The sequence below is a fragment of the Nodosilinea sp. AN01ver1 genome, assembly GCF_050565655.1.
Lineage (GTDB): Bacteria > Cyanobacteriota > Cyanobacteriia > Phormidesmidales > Phormidesmidaceae > Nodosilinea.
Map to the genome: position 1 here is coordinate 425,917 of NZ_JBNXVS010000001.1, position 14,472 is coordinate 440,388.

Sequence of the window (14,472 nt, forward strand, 5' to 3'; positions counted from 1 at the left end):
TCGACTCCGCTCACCTACCGTTCGACTCCGCTCACCTACCGTTCGACTCCGCTCACCTACCGTTCGACTCCGCTCACCTACCGTTCGACTCCGCTCACCTATCGGGTCGACGGCATCTTCGGCGGTTTTGCTCCGCTCACCTACCGATAACTCGGTGGGTGAGCGAAGTCGAACCCTACGCTCCAACGGCCTCCTTGGCGGCGTAGAGCACCTCGGCGGTGATACTGTTGATGCCCTGGGACTGGGCAAACTTCTCGGTGTTGCGCTTCACTTTGCCGCGCACAAAACCAGGAATTTTTTGCAGCTCCGCCAGGCCGTCGGTGCTCCAGTCGAGACCAGCGGCGTCGGCGCTCATGGTTTTGGTCAGTACCTCTTTGGTATCGTGGCCGCCAAAGAACTCCAGCAGGTGGTCTTCCATGCCCAGGGTGAAGGAGTTGTACACCAGATCGACGATCTGGTTGGCCCCTTCGTAGCCCATGAACGGGCGATACCCCACCGGGAAGTTTTGAATGTGGATAGGGGCGGCAATTACGCCGCATGGAATATCCAGTCGCTTGCCCACGTGGCGCTCCATCTGGGTGCCGAAGATGGCGGCGGGCTCAAGCTGGGCAATGCGATCGCCGATTTCGCCATTGTCTTCGCTGACCAAAATCTCGTCGCAGTACTCGCCCACCTCGGCGGTGAACCAGTCGGCATCGTACTTGCAATAGGTACCCGCCAGCACTACGTGAATGCCCATCTCCCGCGCCAGAATTTTGGTCATGGCGGCGGCATGGGTGCTGTCGCCAAATACGACCGCCTTTTTGCCGGTCAGGTTTTGACAGTCGATCGATCGCGAAAACCAGGCCGCCTGAGACACAAACCGGGTCTGCTCGTCGATGAACTCGTCGTAGTTGACATTGGCCCCCTGTGCGTTCAGCACCGCCTGAATAGCGCGAATGCAGCGGGCGGTTTCGACAATGCCCATGGGGGTGATGTCGACGTAGGGCATGTCAAATTCTTCTTTCAGATACTCCGCCGTCAGCGGCCCCACTTCGCGGTAGGGCACCAGGTTAAACCAGGCTCGGCCCATGTTCTGGATGTCGTGGACGCTGGCCCCGTCGGGCATGACCAGGTTGACCTCAATGCCAAGCTGGGCCATCAGGGTGCGCAGCTCGCGGCAGTCGTGGTTGTTGTGGAAGCCCAGGGTGGTAAGGCCGATAATATTGACCGAAGGTTTCTCGGTTTTGCCCTCGGGCAGAGTGCCTTGCTTGCGGGCTTTGGCCGTGTAGAACTGCACAATTTGCTGGAGGGTGCGATCGGCGGCCTGCAGCTCGTTGACGCGGTAGTGGTTGACATCGGCCAGCAGCACATCGCTCTGGGCATCGAGGCTGGCTCGCTGCACAAAGTTGGCCAGATCCTCCTGCAAAATGCTGGAGGTGCAGGTGGGGGTGAGCACAATCAGGTCGGGGCGCTCTTCTTTGTCTTTGCGCACGATGTTGTCGACCACCTTTTCTTGGGAGCCGCGCGCTAAAACATTGCGATCGACAATGCTGGCGGTGACGGGGGTAAAATCGCGCTCCCGCTCCAGCATCGATCGCATGACATTGAAATAGTCGTCTCCCAAGGGCGCGTGCATGATCGCGTGCACGTTTTTAAACGAGCTGGCGATGCGCAGGGTGCCAATATGCGCCGGGCCGGCATACATCCAGTAGGCCAGTTTCATCGGGTGAGTCTCCTTGGTGGCGGTGGTCAGCGTGAGTTTGCCGAAACACCCTGAGCCGCGCAGGCCGGTGACCCATCGGTTTAAATTGTCGCTAACGCAGCGGGTAGATGGGGGGCTCTGAGAAAATTCTTTACCTGGCGGTAGAAACCGGGTTGCCGACTGCGAGATAAACAAGTCGAGCTACCGGTCAGAGCCCAAAACAAGTCTCTTAATCTACGGTTTGCGCTGACCCCGGTTTGGAGAGGTCACGCGCTGAACGGGTGACCTGCAAAATTGTGCGCACTAGCGTTTCGGCCTCAATGGGTTTGGGCAGGTGGCTTTGAAACCCGTTAGAGAGCGCCTGGGCCTGGTCAGAAAGGCGAGCGTGGGCCGTAATGGCGATCGCCGGAATGTTGGCCTGGGGGGCGGATAGCTGGGTGCGAATGGTCTGCACCAGCGTATAGCCATCCATGTCGGGCATGCTGATGTCGCACAGCAAAACGGCGGGCCGCATTGAGTTGACCAGGTGCAGCCCTTCTTTGGCCGAGGCCGTCGTCGTGACCACCGCCCCCTGCGTCTCTAGCAGAAAGGCGAGCAGGTCGCGGGTGTCGGTGTCATCTTCAACCACCAAAATAGGCAGCCCGTCGAGGGCGTGGGTCGAGGGTTCGTCGGGCAGCAGGCTGGGGGCAGGCGGCGACGGCGAGGTCGACTGCGCCAGCGGCAGGGCAACGGTAAAGGCGGCCCCCTGGTTGAGGCCAGCACTTTCGGCCCAAACGCAGCCCTGGTGCTGCTCGACCAGGTGATGCACGATCGCCAGCCCCAGCCCCAGGCCCCCCTGGGAGCGCGTAATGCTGCTGTCGGCCTGCCGAAAGCGATCGAAGATGTGCGGCAAAAAGTCGGCGGCAATGCCCAGGCCGGTATCGGTGACGCGCAGCTGGGCATAGGCCGGAGCCCCATCGCTAGGGCCATGCTCAGCGCAGGTGCTGGTGATCAGCCTTTCTTTGGGCAGACTGGCCACCACCGAGAGACGAATATCGACTCGCCCCTGGTCGGGAGTAAACTTGATCGCGTTGGTGAGCAAGTTCCAGATCACCTGCTGCAGCCGCAGGGCATCGCCTGTCACCTCCAGGCGATCGCAGTCGTGAAAATTGGTTGTCAGGGCGATCGCCTTGGCCGTTGCGGCGGGTCTTACCGTTTCTAGGGCCGTTTGAGCAACTGCAACCAGGTCTACCGGCAGACGGTGCAGCTGTAGCTTGCCCCGCACAATCTGTGAAACATCCAGAATGTCTTCAATCAGCTGTTTTTGGGCCAGGGCGTTGCGCTCAATGGTGTCGATGGCGTACTCGACTTTTTGCGGGTCTAGCTTGCCCGCCTGCAGCAGATTGGCCCAGCCCAAAATCGAGTTGAGCGGCGTGCGCAACTCGTGAGACAGCACCGCAATGAAATCATCTTTCATGCGGTTGGCGGTTTCGGCTTCTTTGCGGGCCGCCTGCTCGCGAATGACCTGGGCATTGGCGGCTTCGGCCTGCTTGCGCTCGGTAATGTCTTCAACGGTGCCGACGTAGCCCAAAAAGGTTTTTTGCTCAGACACCATCCGAGCCGAGCGAACGGCGGCCCAGCGCTCTACCTCGCCGCTGGGCCGCAGCCGAAACTCCTGCGCGTAGTCGTTTTGCCCGTTTTGCAGGTAGGCGGCCCAGGTCGATCGCGCCGCCGCCAGGTCGTCGGGGTAGACCGAGTCTAACCAGCTCTGGCCAGAACCTGAGCCCAATCTCGCCCCGTCAGTTGACTCTGAGGTCGTTGCAGCACCCTGACAAATCGTTTGAAAACGCGGATTGGTGTAAACGCAGCGGCCCTCGGTATCGGTGACAAATACGCCTACGGGAGAACAGCTGCTGAGCAGGCGAAACCGTTCTTCGCTGGTTTGCAGTTCGGTGTTGATCGCCTCAAGCTGGGTGGTCTGGCGCTGCAGGATTTCTGTTTTTTGGCGCAGCGCCTCAGTCTTTTTAAATAGCTCAATAAAAATGGCCACCTTCGACAGCAAAACGTTGGGCGCAATGGGCTTAATTAGATAGTCAACCGCGCCCAGGGCGTAGCCCTTAAACATAAATTGTTCGCTGCTGCTAAAGGCGGTCAAAAAGATAATTGGGGTATCCTGCGATCGCGGTCGCCGCCGAATTAAAGTCGCCACCTCAAAGCCATCCATTTGAGGCATTTGCACGTCTAGCAAAATCAACGCAAAGTCATCCTGTAGCAGGCAGCGCAGCGCTTCTTTACCCGAGGTTGACTTGACCAGATTGGCTCCCAAATCACCCAAAATAGCCTCCAGCGCCACCAGGTTTTCGGGCTGATCATCCACTAGCAGAATGTTGACCGGAGATTCGGTTGGCATGCCTAGACTCCCGCTGCGGCGCAAAGGTGAATGAGGCGAGGCGCAATATCGGCCAGCGGCAAAACCCAGTCAACGTTGACGGCGGCGATCGCCGCCTCAGGCAAAATTGGGCTTTCTGCGGTGTCTGGCGCTTGCACAATTGTCGTTCCCCCCCGCGCTCTGAGCGACAATAACCCCTGCACCCCGTCATGATTGGCCCCCGTCAAAAGAACGCCAATCACTCGCTCGTTATAGACATCTGAGGCCGACTCTAGCAACACATCAATTGACGGGCGCGCGTAGCAAACCGGCTCATCGACAGAGAGCGAAAAATACCCATATTCTACCAGCAGATGATAGTCAGGGGGGGCAAAATAAACGTGGCCAGGCTGGATACGCTCTTTGTCTTCGACTTCATGCACAGGCAAAACCGTAAACTTTTGCAGAAAAGAACTCAGGCCCTGATCAGACTCCTTGTGGCGGTGTTGAACGATCGCTAAAGCAGCCGGAAACGCTGTAGGCAGCGATCTTAGCAAAGTTTTTAAAGCTGACAACCCCCCTAAGGAGGTGCCTATGGCGATCAGTTCGTAAGCCACTAACTCCGCCTCCTGTATAGCTTTTCAGCTTTGGCCAGATCGTCGTAGGCGGTTTCATACTTGGTAAAGCGAATAGTTTCTTGCTTGCCTAAGCCAAGAATGCCAAATTTACACAGGCTGTTGTAGAACAGCTCATGCACCTGGTCTTGCAGCGTCTGGTTAAAGTAAATCAGCACGTTGCGGCAGATAATCACGTTGAATTCATTGAAGGACCCGTCGGTGACGAGATTGTGCTCGCCAAAGACAATTCTCTCGCGCAAAAAAGGCCGCAGCATAGCGTTGTTGTAGTGGGCCGTGTAGTACTCAGAAAAGGTGCGCTGGCCGCCTGCTTTTAGATATAGATGCGTATATTCCTGCATCTGCTTATACGGGTAAATGCCCTGCCTGGCCGTCTGTAAAACTTTGTCGTTGGCATCGGTGGCGTAGATGCGGCAGCGATGATAGAGCCCTGCTTCCTGCAGAAGGATGGCCATCGAATACACTTCTTGTCCGGTAGAGCAGCCCGCGTGCCAGATCCGAAAGAAGGGGTAGGTGCGCAGCAGCGGCACCACCTGCTGCCGAAAGGCAACATAAAAGCTGGGGTCGCGAAACATGGCCGTGGTATTGACCGTGAGCCCCAGCAGCAGGCGATCGGCGCAGGCGCGATCGCTCAGCATTTGAGCCTGGAGTTCGGGCACGCTGGAGAGCCGTTCAGCCTTCAAAAAGTTGTGAATGCGGCGTTTGAGAGAGGCCTTGGCATAGTTACGAAAATCGTAGCCATACCGATGATATAGCCCCTCAATTAGCAAGTGAATATCCACATCGTCTGGTTTTAAGATACCCACTGATCCTGCACAGTTTGTTCGAGCAACGTTTAAAGGCGTAGTGCGATGCACAGGTTTAAGCCAAAACCCATCGTGCTTAAGATCTATTGTCGCTTAATCCTTGGGCTAAGCTGTATTCCAAACAGAGGATTTTAGGCCGCAATTAGGTGTACAGCCACAGGCGCAGCAGGGTGAGGAGCTGCTCGGTGTCGATGGGCTTGGTGATGTAGTCGGAGGCCCCGGCCTCAATGCACTTTTCGCGATCGCCCTGCATGGCCTTGGCGGTGAGGGCAATAATCGGCAGCGATCGAAACTGCTCCTGCTGGCGGATCAGGCGGGTTGTTTCGTAGCCGTCCAGCTCGGGCATCATTACATCCATCAGCACCAGGCCGACATCGGGGTTGGCCTGCAGGGTTTTGAGGCCGTCGCGGCCATTTTCGGCAAACACCACGTCCATGTCGTACTGTTCGAGCAGGCTGGTGAGGGCAAACACGTTGCGCACATCGTCATCGACAATCAGCACCTTTTTGCCCGCCAGGGCCGGATCGCTCTGCTGCAGGCGCTCCAGCATTTGCTGCTGACTGGGGGGTAAATTGGCCTGCACGCGGTGTAAAAACAGCGCGGTTTCATCCAGCAGTCGCTCGGGCGATCGCACATCTTTAATAATGATGGTTTCGGCCAGGCGGCGCAGCTGGGTTTCTTCGGCCTCGGTCAGGTCTTTGCCGGTGTAGACAATGATCGGCAGCCGCCCCAGTGCCGGGTCCTGCTTGATCTGCTCGATCAGGTCAAAGCCGTTCATATCGGGCAGGCCCAGATCGAGCACGATGCAGTCGCAGGGCTGCGATCGCAGCGCCGCCAGGGCTGCCGCCCCCGTGTGTACGGCGGTACTGGTCACCTCCGGGCCGCCAATCAGCTCAATAATGCTCTGGGCCTGGTTTGGGTCGTCTTCGATCACCAGCAGATAGCGCACCCGCCGCTCCACAAACTGCTTGATGTCGAGCAGGGTTTGCGTCAGCACTTCGGGGGCCACGGGTTTTTGAATATGGGCGATCGCCCCCATCTGAAATTCCCGCTGCTGCTGGTCATTCACCGTCATCACGTGGACCGGAATGTGGCGCGTCATGGGGTCGTGCTTCAGCTGCTCCAGCACGGCCAAACCGTCTATATCGGGCAGGTGCATGTCGAGGGTAATGGCGTTGGGCACAAACCGCTGCGCCATCGCCAGCCCGGTCTGGCCCTCAAGGGCCACCAGCACCTTAAACCCCTGCCCCCGCGCCATATCGAGCAAAATGCGGGCGAAGTTGGGGTCATCCTCAATCACTAGCAAGACCTGATCAGAGGCTTTCCCAGGGGCGTTGCCATCGGCCTGTACCTGGGCCCGGTCGTCCGTCAGGCTGTCGGGCAAGGGCGGCAGCGATCGCTCCAGGCGATCGACCACCGGCACGACCGGCGGCGGTGCGGGGGCGGTGGGCAGAGCCGCTGGCACAGGCGACGTCGGCTCATCGGGGGTAGGGGGCACGTAGTGCAGGGGCAGGCGGAGGGTAAACGTGCTGCCGCGATCGGGCTGACTTTGCAGCTCTAGGGCACCGCCGAGCAGCTGAGCCAGCTGCAGGCTGATCGACAACCCCAGGCCGGTGCCGCCATACTTGCGGCTGGTGGTGCCGTCGGCCTGCTGAAACGCGCCAAAAATAGTCTGCTGTTTTTCGGGCGCAATGCCAATGCCGGTATCGCTGACCGCAAAGGCCACCTGGCCATCGTTAACCGGGGAGATGTGTACGGTAACTTCGCCGCGATCGGTAAATTTGATGGCGTTAGAGAGCAGGTTTTTGAGAATTTGCTGCAGCCGCCTGGGGTCGGTTGAGAGGCTGGGGGGCAGCGCGTCGTTGAGCACAATCTCAAACTGCAGTCCTTTGCTAGCCGCCAGCGGCTCAAAGGTGCGGGTCAGCTCCATCTGAATGGCCGTAAAGGGCAGCGACTCGACCGACACCTGCATTGTGCCCGACTCGATTTTGGCCATGTCGAGAATGTCGTTGATCAGATCGAGCAGATCGGCCCCGGCGGCGTGAATCGTGCGGCTGTACTCAACCTGTTTCTCGGTCAGGTTGCCGTCGCTGTTGGTGCTGAGCATCTGGGCCAAAATCAGCAGGCTGTTGAGCGGCGTGCGCAGCTCGTGGGACATGTTGGCCAAAAATTCTGACTTGTAGCGCGATGACTGGGCCAGCTGAGCCGCCTGATCTTCGAGCGCCTGGCGGGCCAGCTCAATCTCTTGGTTCTTGCGCTCGACCTGCTGCTTCTGGGTTTCGAGCAGCTCGGCTTTTTCTTCCATTTCTTCGTTGAGCTGCTGTAGCTCTTCGTTCGACTGCTGCAGTTCTTCCTGCTGCTGCTGCAGTTCTTCGTTCGACTGCTGTAGCTCTTCCTGCTGCTGCTGCAGAATGTATTCTGACTCCTGTAGCGACTGGGTGCGCTCTTCCAGCAGCTGGTTGCTGTGCAGCAGTTCTTCCTGCTGCTGGCGCAGCTCTTCGGTCAAAATCTGCGATTTTTCCAGCAAATGCTGGGTTTGCAGGTAGGCGGCGATCGCATTGATCATGACCCCCGCCACCCCGCTGGCCTCTTCTAAAAAGGTGAGCTGCAGGTCGGTAAACCGCTGAAACGAGGCCAGCTCGATCACCCCTTGAATTTGGTGCTCAAACATCACCGGCAGCACCACGATATTGAGCGGTGGCGCAGCGCCCAGGCCTGAGCGAATGCGGATGTAATCTCCGGGTACCTCGGTCAGCAAAATGCGCTGCTGTTCTAGGGCACACTGCCCCACCAGCCCCTCGCCCAGGGCAAACTCGTTCGAGAGGTGTTTGCGCTCCTGGTAGGCATAGCTGCTGAGCAGCCTGAGCCGGGGTGGGTCGCTGTCGGCATCCATCATGTACAAAAGCCCCTGCTGCGCCTCGACCAGCGGAGCAATGTAGGTCAGCACCAGGCTGGCCAGGGTTTCGAGGCTGCGCTGTCCCTGCATCTGCTGCGATAGATCGGCCAGGTTAGACTTCAGCCAGCGCTGCTCTTCGTTGGCTCGAATGGTCTGCCGCAGGTTGGTCACCATCTGGTTAAAGGTGCGGGTCAGCGTGCCGGTTTCATCCTGGGAGGTGCTCTCGGGTAAATCGAGTGACAGATCGCCCGCCGCCAGCCGCTCAGCCGTATCGGAAAGCTCCCGCAGGGGGCGAGAGATGTTGCGCGACAGCGCCCAGCCCACCAGCGTTAGCAAAATAAACGAGGCCGGAATGCCAAAGCCGATTGTGTAGAGCGTCTGCCGAGCTGCCAGCTGCGCCTGCTCGGCCCGCTCCTGCAGCAGGTCCTCTTCTTCTATCCTCAGCGCGGTGATCTGCTCGCGGAGCTGCTGCATCAGCTGTCGCCCCTGATCGGTCAAGACAAACGCTTGCGCTGCCGCAAACCCGCCGGTATTGCGGCGCTGAATGCCCTCCCGCAACCTGTCCATGCGGGCGTCGATGAGCGGCCTGAGTTCTACCAGACGGTCGTATACAGCAGGGTCGTCGCGGGTGAGCTGGCCCAGCGCGTCGTACAAAGCATCGACCTGAGCGACAGCCTGATTGTAGGGTTCTAGATATTGGGCCTGCCCGGTAATTAAATAGCCTCGCTGCCCGGTTTCGGCGTTGGCTAGCTCAGCCTCTAGCTCATCGAGGTAGCCCAGCACCTGGTACGACGTCTTCTCTCGCTCAGCATTGCGAATGAGGCTGGTGGTAGTGCGATAGGCAACGGCCCCCAGCAGCGTTAGGATCGTCAGCCCTAGCGCAAACCCAGCGCCAATTCGGGTGCCAATTTTGAAGCGGTTTAGCATGGAGTTTCATGGATGAGCTGACGCAACCAAAATCTTACCCCAGCGGGAGCCGTCCTGGTGCTGCTGCTGTCGCTGGGGCGATCGCTGAGGGGCAGGCCGAGCCCGGTCTACAGGGGGCACTGGGGCAGCTACCGTTCTGGCCTGGCGGCGACTGGTGCCGCGAGCATGCGGCCAGGGTTTTAAGCCCTATAAGCTAATCAACTGGGCTAATTTGGCGCAATTTTTTGAGCGATCGCGCAACATCAATCACGCAACATTAATTGTGTGAACTTGGTTTGAAATAAATTATCTTTTAATTCTTTAGACCACTCGCAACTTGAGTTAGGTTAAGCCTACTTTTTTGGCTCAAGGGCTATGGCGATCGTCGCTATAAAACGGCTTTTTTGCTAACAAAAAGCGCAATAATGGAGCCTGGTATTTGTTCATGTCGCTGCCAGTTGCAGAGTGTTATAGTCAGGGGCGAGATTAACTACAAAACTTAGAACATTTGACTGCCATTGCCCCTGCGGATTGGTTCAAACGGTGGACTGTGGTGTTGAGTCCAAGTCTTATCGTGTCGATCGCCCCCTTTCTGGCCCAGCTAAAAACGCGCCAGTGCTGGTTCACCCTGACGACCTAGGGCGGCTGAATGCCAGGATTTAGCCGTAGTTTTGTCGTTTCTTCATCGCTCCTTAAATAATCGCTAATCGGCTATTAAAGCTTTCCTTACCTCAGTCTCATATTATTCTCTGGAAAACCTAAAGAGCTTACAGCTGGCTTTGCTATGACAAGAAACCAAAACTTCCGCACCATTCTCAAGAAAGTTATCAATACTGAGGATGAGAGTCATAACACCTCCAGCAACGACTCCTTTAATCAGGTGATGGCTCGCGCTCGCCTGGGTCGGCGGGGGTTTTTAAAGGGCAGTTCATCTCTGGCTGCTGCCACCCTGCTGGGAACCGGCCTGGCGTTTGCGGCCGACTCGGCTAAGCAGACTGGGCAGGCGGCCAAAGCTTCAACCGGCCTGCGCCTCAGCTTTAACCCCGTGGCCAAAAGCATTGCCGATACCCTGGTTGTGCCCGAGGGCTACACGGCCCGCGTGCTGCTGGCCACAGGCGACCCGATCAAGAGCAACGTCACCCCCTACAAAAATGACGGCACCGACAGCGACTTTGACCTGCGGGCGGGCGACCACCACGACGCCATGCACTACTTTGGCCTAAACCGGGCGGGCAACGGCTGGGACCCCAGCGGCAGCGATCGCGCCCTGCTCGCCATCAACCACGAAGTCTGTGAAGACCTGGGCTTTGTGCATCCCAACGGGCCAACCAACTACGGTGCGGAGAGCACCGAGGCCCGCCCCGCGATCGAGGTCGATAAAGAAGTAGCCGCCCACGGTGTGACCGTTGTAGAAGTGGTCAAGCAGGGCTCGACCTACCAGATCAACCGCGACTCGCGCTTGAACCGCCGCGTTACCGCCGCTACCCCCTGCCAGATCAGCGGCCCGGCCCGCCGCAGCCCCATGATGGCCACGGCCTTTTCGCCCAGCGGTGAGCGCACCCGTGGCACCATCAACAACTGCGCCAATGGCTACACGCCCTGGGGCACCTACCTCACCTGTGAAGAAAACTGGGCCGGATACTTCAACCGCCGCGAAGACGACGCCGTGCGTACCGCTAAGGAAGTCGCTGCTTTCAAGCGCTACGGCATTGGCAACGAAACCTCAGGTCGCTACAACTGGTCGCGGGTCGAGGCCGCGGGCAACACTGACCTCTACAAGCGCTGGGACGCCAGCAAAACCGCCAGCCGCGCCAACCAGGACTTTCGCAACGTCGCCAACACCTTTGGCTGGGTGGTAGAAATCGACCCCTTCAACCCCAACGCCATGCCCCAAAAGCGCACCGCGATCGGTCGCTTTGCCCACGAGGGCTGCTGGCCTGCCCCCGCCGTAGCCGGGCAGCCGCTGGTGTTTTACTCGGGCGACGATTCTCGCAACGAGTACACCTACAAGTTTGTCTCTGCCGCTAAGTGGGATCCGCGCGATGCTAACCGAGGTATGGCTGCCGGAGACAAGTACCTGGATGCTGGCACCCTGTACGCCGCCAAGTTTAACGACGACGGCACGGGCGAATGGCTGCCCCTGACCCTGGATAACCCGGCGATCGCCAACTATGCCGACTACGACTTCGCCGACCAGGCCGACGTGCTGATCAACGCCCGCATTGCCGCCGATGCCGCTGGGGCCACCAAGATGGATCGACCCGAGTGGGGCGGGGTGAACCCGGTAAATGGCGATGTCTACCTCACCCTGACCAACAACGTATCGAGCAGCAGCGGGCGCGGCGTCAAGACCCCCCTCAATGCCGCCAACCCCCGCTACTACGCCGATGCCAAGGGCGAGAGCGTCAGCAAGGGCAACGTCAACGGCCACGTGATTCGCTGGCGCGAGGCCGAGGCCAACCACGCCGCCACCAGCTTTAACTGGGATGTCTACCTGTTTGGGGCCAAGGCCAACGCCGAGGCCGACGTTAACCTGTCGGGGCTGACTGGTGAGAATGACTTCTCCAGCCCCGATGGCCTGTACTTTAGCGAGGCGGTGCCCGGTCTGCTGTGGCTACAGACCGACGACGGCTACTACACCGACACCACCAACTGCATGATGCTGGCGGCCCTGCCGGGTACCGTAGGCGACGGCGAAGCCAAGATGGTGACCAACAAGGCGGTGCCCATCAATGGCGATGCCGACCAGCAGGTGAAGACCTACGTGGGCCAACCCGCTAGCCCTGCGGTGCTCAGCCGATTTTTGGTGGGGCCGCGCGACTGCGAAATTACCGGCATTACCGAGTCGCCCGACGGCAAGGTGCTGTTCGTCAATATTCAGCACCCTGGCGAAAATAGCGAGTCGGTAACAGACCCAGCCCAGTTCACCAGCCACTGGCCCGACGGCGGTAGCGCCCGACCGCGATCGGCCACGGTGGTCATTACCCGCAACGACGGCGGCAGAATTGCGGTCTAGGCGGCGGTTCTCAGATTAACGATTGTCGGATTAACCGGAGCCTGAGCTAAGCTTGGGCTCCTTTTTTGGGCGACACCAAGCCCTGAATCTTGGATTGAGTTCTATGGGATAGCCCTCTCAACTGTCTACAGGCTGGCAGTAGGGATTGCCGACAAAACCGGGAAATTGCCTCGCCATCCCTGGGGCATTTGCGCAACTGTCTCTCTCCTTGGCCCTGCGGTCAATTTCTCGCCTAGGGTTGATGCAGCCACGTTCACTGAGGAATCAAACTTATGAGTTCTATTCAGCCGCCATCTAGCCATAGCCAGGCCTGGGTTGTGCAGACCTGGATCGCCTTTGTGCTATCGGTGGGCAGCCTGTCGCTGGGCATTTTTTGCCTGCCGGTCGATGCCTGGGTGAAGGGCTACATGGGCATGGGCACCATGTTCGCGCTGGGCTCGACCGCCAGCCTGTCGAAGACCGTGCGCGACCTGCACGAGGCCAAGCAGGTGACGGCTCGCATTGATGAGGCCAAGGTCGAAAAACTGCTGGCTGACCACCACCCGCTGCGCTAGGGCGATCGCTCGGCGCAGACAGCAAAGTAAAACCCTAGCAAAACCTCCCTGGAGTGCCACCGCTTAAACGATACTGCGCGAATAAACGCAACGTAGGATAGCCCAAAGGCCGCCAAAAACAGCGCCACTTGCTCAAAGGATGCCGCTCCAACGCGGAGAATGTTGACCAGAAACACCCCGCTCAGGATCAGCAGCCCAAACGAGATGTTGCGGTACATGATGTGGGTGGCCTGATACAAGTCTGCGGTAATTAGTGAGGGTCTATTATTTTCTTTCAAATAAGAACAAACCCTTGAATAGAGATGATTCATCTTCTTAGGCATGCCGACTTTGTCGTGCAGCAACAGCAGTAAGCGGCTCTCAAAATCGAGGGTTTTGGGGTCAATATCTTTGGCCAGCCCCTGTAGCCATTCGCCTCTATCTAAAAGAACTTCGGCGGGGAAATAGTGCAGGTCGCGATCGAACAAGTTGCAGAGGGCCAGAAAGAACTTCCAGGTCACGCCCTGCGCCAGACCACCCAAGAGATAGCTGGCAAACGCCAGGGCAATTACCACTTGAAGAGAGATAGTTTGCGCTAGGCCAGCAAACTCTTGCAGGCTAACTGCCGGGTTGTAGAGCAAGAAAATCGCCAGGATGAGGGGTACGCCCCCAATAATTGCGGCAAAGAACTCGTAAGGCCCCAGCGCAAATTTGAAAAAATCCATAAACCCTACGGTGGCTAATTTTAGAGATAGTCAGGTTCAGAAGAAGCGCTCAAAGGCTGCCAGTGCTTCACATTCAAGCAGTGAGCCAGCGATCTTGACCGGGCGTCTGCCGTGCTTGAGCACATCGCGGACCCGGAAGCGGCAGAGCGATCGCCGCCGCTGCCCCAGTCTTGCTCGCTCCCGTCGCCCATCGGTCGCCCTCTAGTTTATCGCCCACCATCATCGCATTAGACCTCGGGTTGCTTAGGAAAGCCGTTGGGAATCTCAAAGCGATCGCCCGTGTGGCAGTACTCATAGCCCGCCATCCGCCCAATGGCCCCCAGTTTGTCAGAGTCGATGCGGTTGTTCTCGCCCAGCACGTCGTCGCGCACAAACAGGTGCACCACCTGACCAATCACCATCGAGAACTCGCCCACCGGCACAACTTGCAGGGTGCGGCACTCAAAGGCAACCGGCGACTCCGCTACCCGAGGCGGCTGAATGACGCGGCTGGGGGCCGTAGATAGGTTGACGTAGTCAAACTCTGACTCGCCGTAGGGCAAGGGCTCGGCACATTCGGCCACCTGGTGGGCATAGGACGCGATCGCCAAATTAATCACGTATTCCCCAGTGCCGCCCTCGCCAGGCGGGCGCACGTTGCGCAGGGTGTCTTTATCGCTGCCGTCGGGCTTGCGGCTAACGCTAAACATTAGCGCCAGGGGTTTGTGGCCCACGGCATTGAAGTAAGAAAAAGGAGCCAGGTTGACCACGCCCTCGGGCGACAGGCTGGAGACAAAGGCGATCGGGCGGGGCACAACGCTGCCAATCAGCAGCTTGTAGCGCGTTGAGGGGTCTAACAGCTCTGGGTCAATTTCCATTGGGGGCTAGGGATAAGTGTGGGCAATGCCACGAATTCTGCCACGTTTCGCCGAGTGTGGCCGAGGC

General features: G+C 58.5%; 11 protein-coding genes. 3 read left to right on the forward strand and 8 right to left on the reverse strand.

The features are described from left to right. Nucleotides 1-175: 175 nt before the first annotated feature. From bchB to ACQ4N7_RS02095, 5 genes are all read right to left on the reverse strand, one after another. Nucleotides 176-1,705: a ferredoxin:protochlorophyllide reductase (ATP-dependent) subunit B gene (bchB, locus tag ACQ4N7_RS02075; protein WP_430709955.1), complete on the reverse strand. Its 1,530-nt coding sequence runs from the start codon at nucleotides 1,703-1,705 to the stop codon at nucleotides 176-178. Between the two features lie 208 nt (nucleotides 1,706-1,913). Continuing rightward, on the reverse strand, nucleotides 1,914-4,073 hold the full coding sequence (locus ACQ4N7_RS02080) for a response regulator (protein ID WP_430709956.1): 2,160 nt from the start codon (nucleotides 4,071-4,073) through the stop codon (nucleotides 1,914-1,916). 2 nt (nucleotides 4,074-4,075) lie between these two features. Continuing rightward, nucleotides 4,076-4,648 carry a chemotaxis protein CheB gene (locus tag ACQ4N7_RS02085; protein ID WP_430709957.1) on the reverse strand — a complete coding sequence of 191 codons (573 nt, stop codon included), beginning with the start codon at nucleotides 4,646-4,648 and terminating at the stop codon, nucleotides 4,076-4,078. Then, nucleotides 4,648-5,472: a CheR family methyltransferase gene (locus tag ACQ4N7_RS02090; protein ID WP_430709958.1), complete on the reverse strand. Its 825-nt coding sequence runs from the start codon at nucleotides 5,470-5,472 to the stop codon at nucleotides 4,648-4,650. The genes ACQ4N7_RS02085 and ACQ4N7_RS02090 overlap by 1 nt, the downstream gene beginning before the upstream one ends. Nucleotides 5,473-5,614: 142 nt before the next feature. After that, the gene (locus tag ACQ4N7_RS02095) at nucleotides 5,615-9,295 is read right to left on the reverse strand and encodes a response regulator (protein WP_430709959.1); all 3,681 of its coding nucleotides are present in this window, start codon (nucleotides 9,293-9,295) and stop codon (nucleotides 5,615-5,617) included. 8 nt (nucleotides 9,296-9,303) lie between these two features. On the opposite strand from ACQ4N7_RS02095, the gene ACQ4N7_RS02100 reads away from it, so the two are divergent. The 3 genes from ACQ4N7_RS02100 to ACQ4N7_RS02110 all read left to right on the forward strand — a co-directional run bounded on the left by ACQ4N7_RS02100 (nucleotide 9,304) and on the right by ACQ4N7_RS02110 (nucleotide 12,844). Next, entirely contained in the window at nucleotides 9,304-9,492 is a 189-nt protein-coding gene (locus ACQ4N7_RS02100) for a hypothetical protein (RefSeq protein ID WP_430709960.1), read from the forward strand. A gap of 566 nt (nucleotides 9,493-10,058) precedes the next feature. Next, the gene (locus ACQ4N7_RS02105) at nucleotides 10,059-12,290 is read left to right on the forward strand and encodes a PhoX family protein (protein ID WP_430709961.1); all 2,232 of its coding nucleotides are present in this window, start codon (nucleotides 10,059-10,061) and stop codon (nucleotides 12,288-12,290) included. A gap of 272 nt (nucleotides 12,291-12,562) precedes the next feature. Next, entirely contained in the window at nucleotides 12,563-12,844 is a 282-nt protein-coding gene (locus ACQ4N7_RS02110; protein WP_430709962.1) for a YiaA/YiaB family inner membrane protein, read from the forward strand. Here ACQ4N7_RS02110 and ACQ4N7_RS02115 read toward each other — a convergent pair. Genes ACQ4N7_RS02115 through ACQ4N7_RS02125 form a run of 3 tightly spaced genes read right to left on the reverse strand, consistent with a single transcriptional unit; the run spans nucleotide 12,841 to nucleotide 14,405 of the window. After that, nucleotides 12,841-13,548: a hypothetical protein gene (locus tag ACQ4N7_RS02115; protein WP_430709963.1), complete on the reverse strand. Its 708-nt coding sequence runs from the start codon at nucleotides 13,546-13,548 to the stop codon at nucleotides 12,841-12,843. The two genes, ACQ4N7_RS02110 and ACQ4N7_RS02115, sit on opposite strands and share 4 nt — an antisense overlap. A gap of 20 nt (nucleotides 13,549-13,568) precedes the next feature. Beyond that, on the reverse strand, nucleotides 13,569-13,739 hold the full coding sequence (locus ACQ4N7_RS02120) for a hypothetical protein (RefSeq protein WP_430709964.1): 171 nt from the start codon (nucleotides 13,737-13,739) through the stop codon (nucleotides 13,569-13,571). A 36-nt stretch (nucleotides 13,740-13,775) separates the two neighbouring features. Further along, nucleotides 13,776-14,405 carry a flavin reductase family protein gene (locus ACQ4N7_RS02125; RefSeq protein ID WP_430709965.1) on the reverse strand — a complete coding sequence of 210 codons (630 nt, stop codon included), beginning with the start codon at nucleotides 14,403-14,405 and terminating at the stop codon, nucleotides 13,776-13,778. Between the last annotated feature and the right edge of the window lie 67 nt (nucleotides 14,406-14,472).

Coding starts and splice junctions, on each gene's coding strand:
- ACQ4N7_RS02110 (WP_430709962.1), top strand. CDS start 12,563: ATGAGTTCTATTCAGCCGCCATCTAGCCATAGCCAGGCCTGGGTTGTG.
- ACQ4N7_RS02100 (WP_430709960.1), top strand. CDS start 9,304: ATGGATGAGCTGACGCAACCAAAATCTTACCCCAGCGGGAGCCGTCCT.
- ACQ4N7_RS02105 (WP_430709961.1), top strand. CDS start 10,059: ATGACAAGAAACCAAAACTTCCGCACCATTCTCAAGAAAGTTATCAAT.
- ACQ4N7_RS02120 (WP_430709964.1), bottom strand. CDS start 13,739: ATGGGCGACGGGAGCGAGCAAGACTGGGGCAGCGGCGGCGATCGCTCT.
- ACQ4N7_RS02115 (WP_430709963.1), bottom strand. CDS start 13,548: ATGGATTTTTTCAAATTTGCGCTGGGGCCTTACGAGTTCTTTGCCGCA.
- ACQ4N7_RS02080 (WP_430709956.1), bottom strand. CDS start 4,073: ATGCCAACCGAATCTCCGGTCAACATTCTGCTAGTGGATGATCAGCCC.
- bchB (WP_430709955.1), bottom strand. CDS start 1,705: ATGAAACTGGCCTACTGGATGTATGCCGGCCCGGCGCATATTGGCACC.
- ACQ4N7_RS02125 (WP_430709965.1), bottom strand. CDS start 14,405: ATGGAAATTGACCCAGAGCTGTTAGACCCCTCAACGCGCTACAAGCTG.
- ACQ4N7_RS02095 (WP_430709959.1), bottom strand. CDS start 9,295: ATGCTAAACCGCTTCAAAATTGGCACCCGAATTGGCGCTGGGTTTGCG.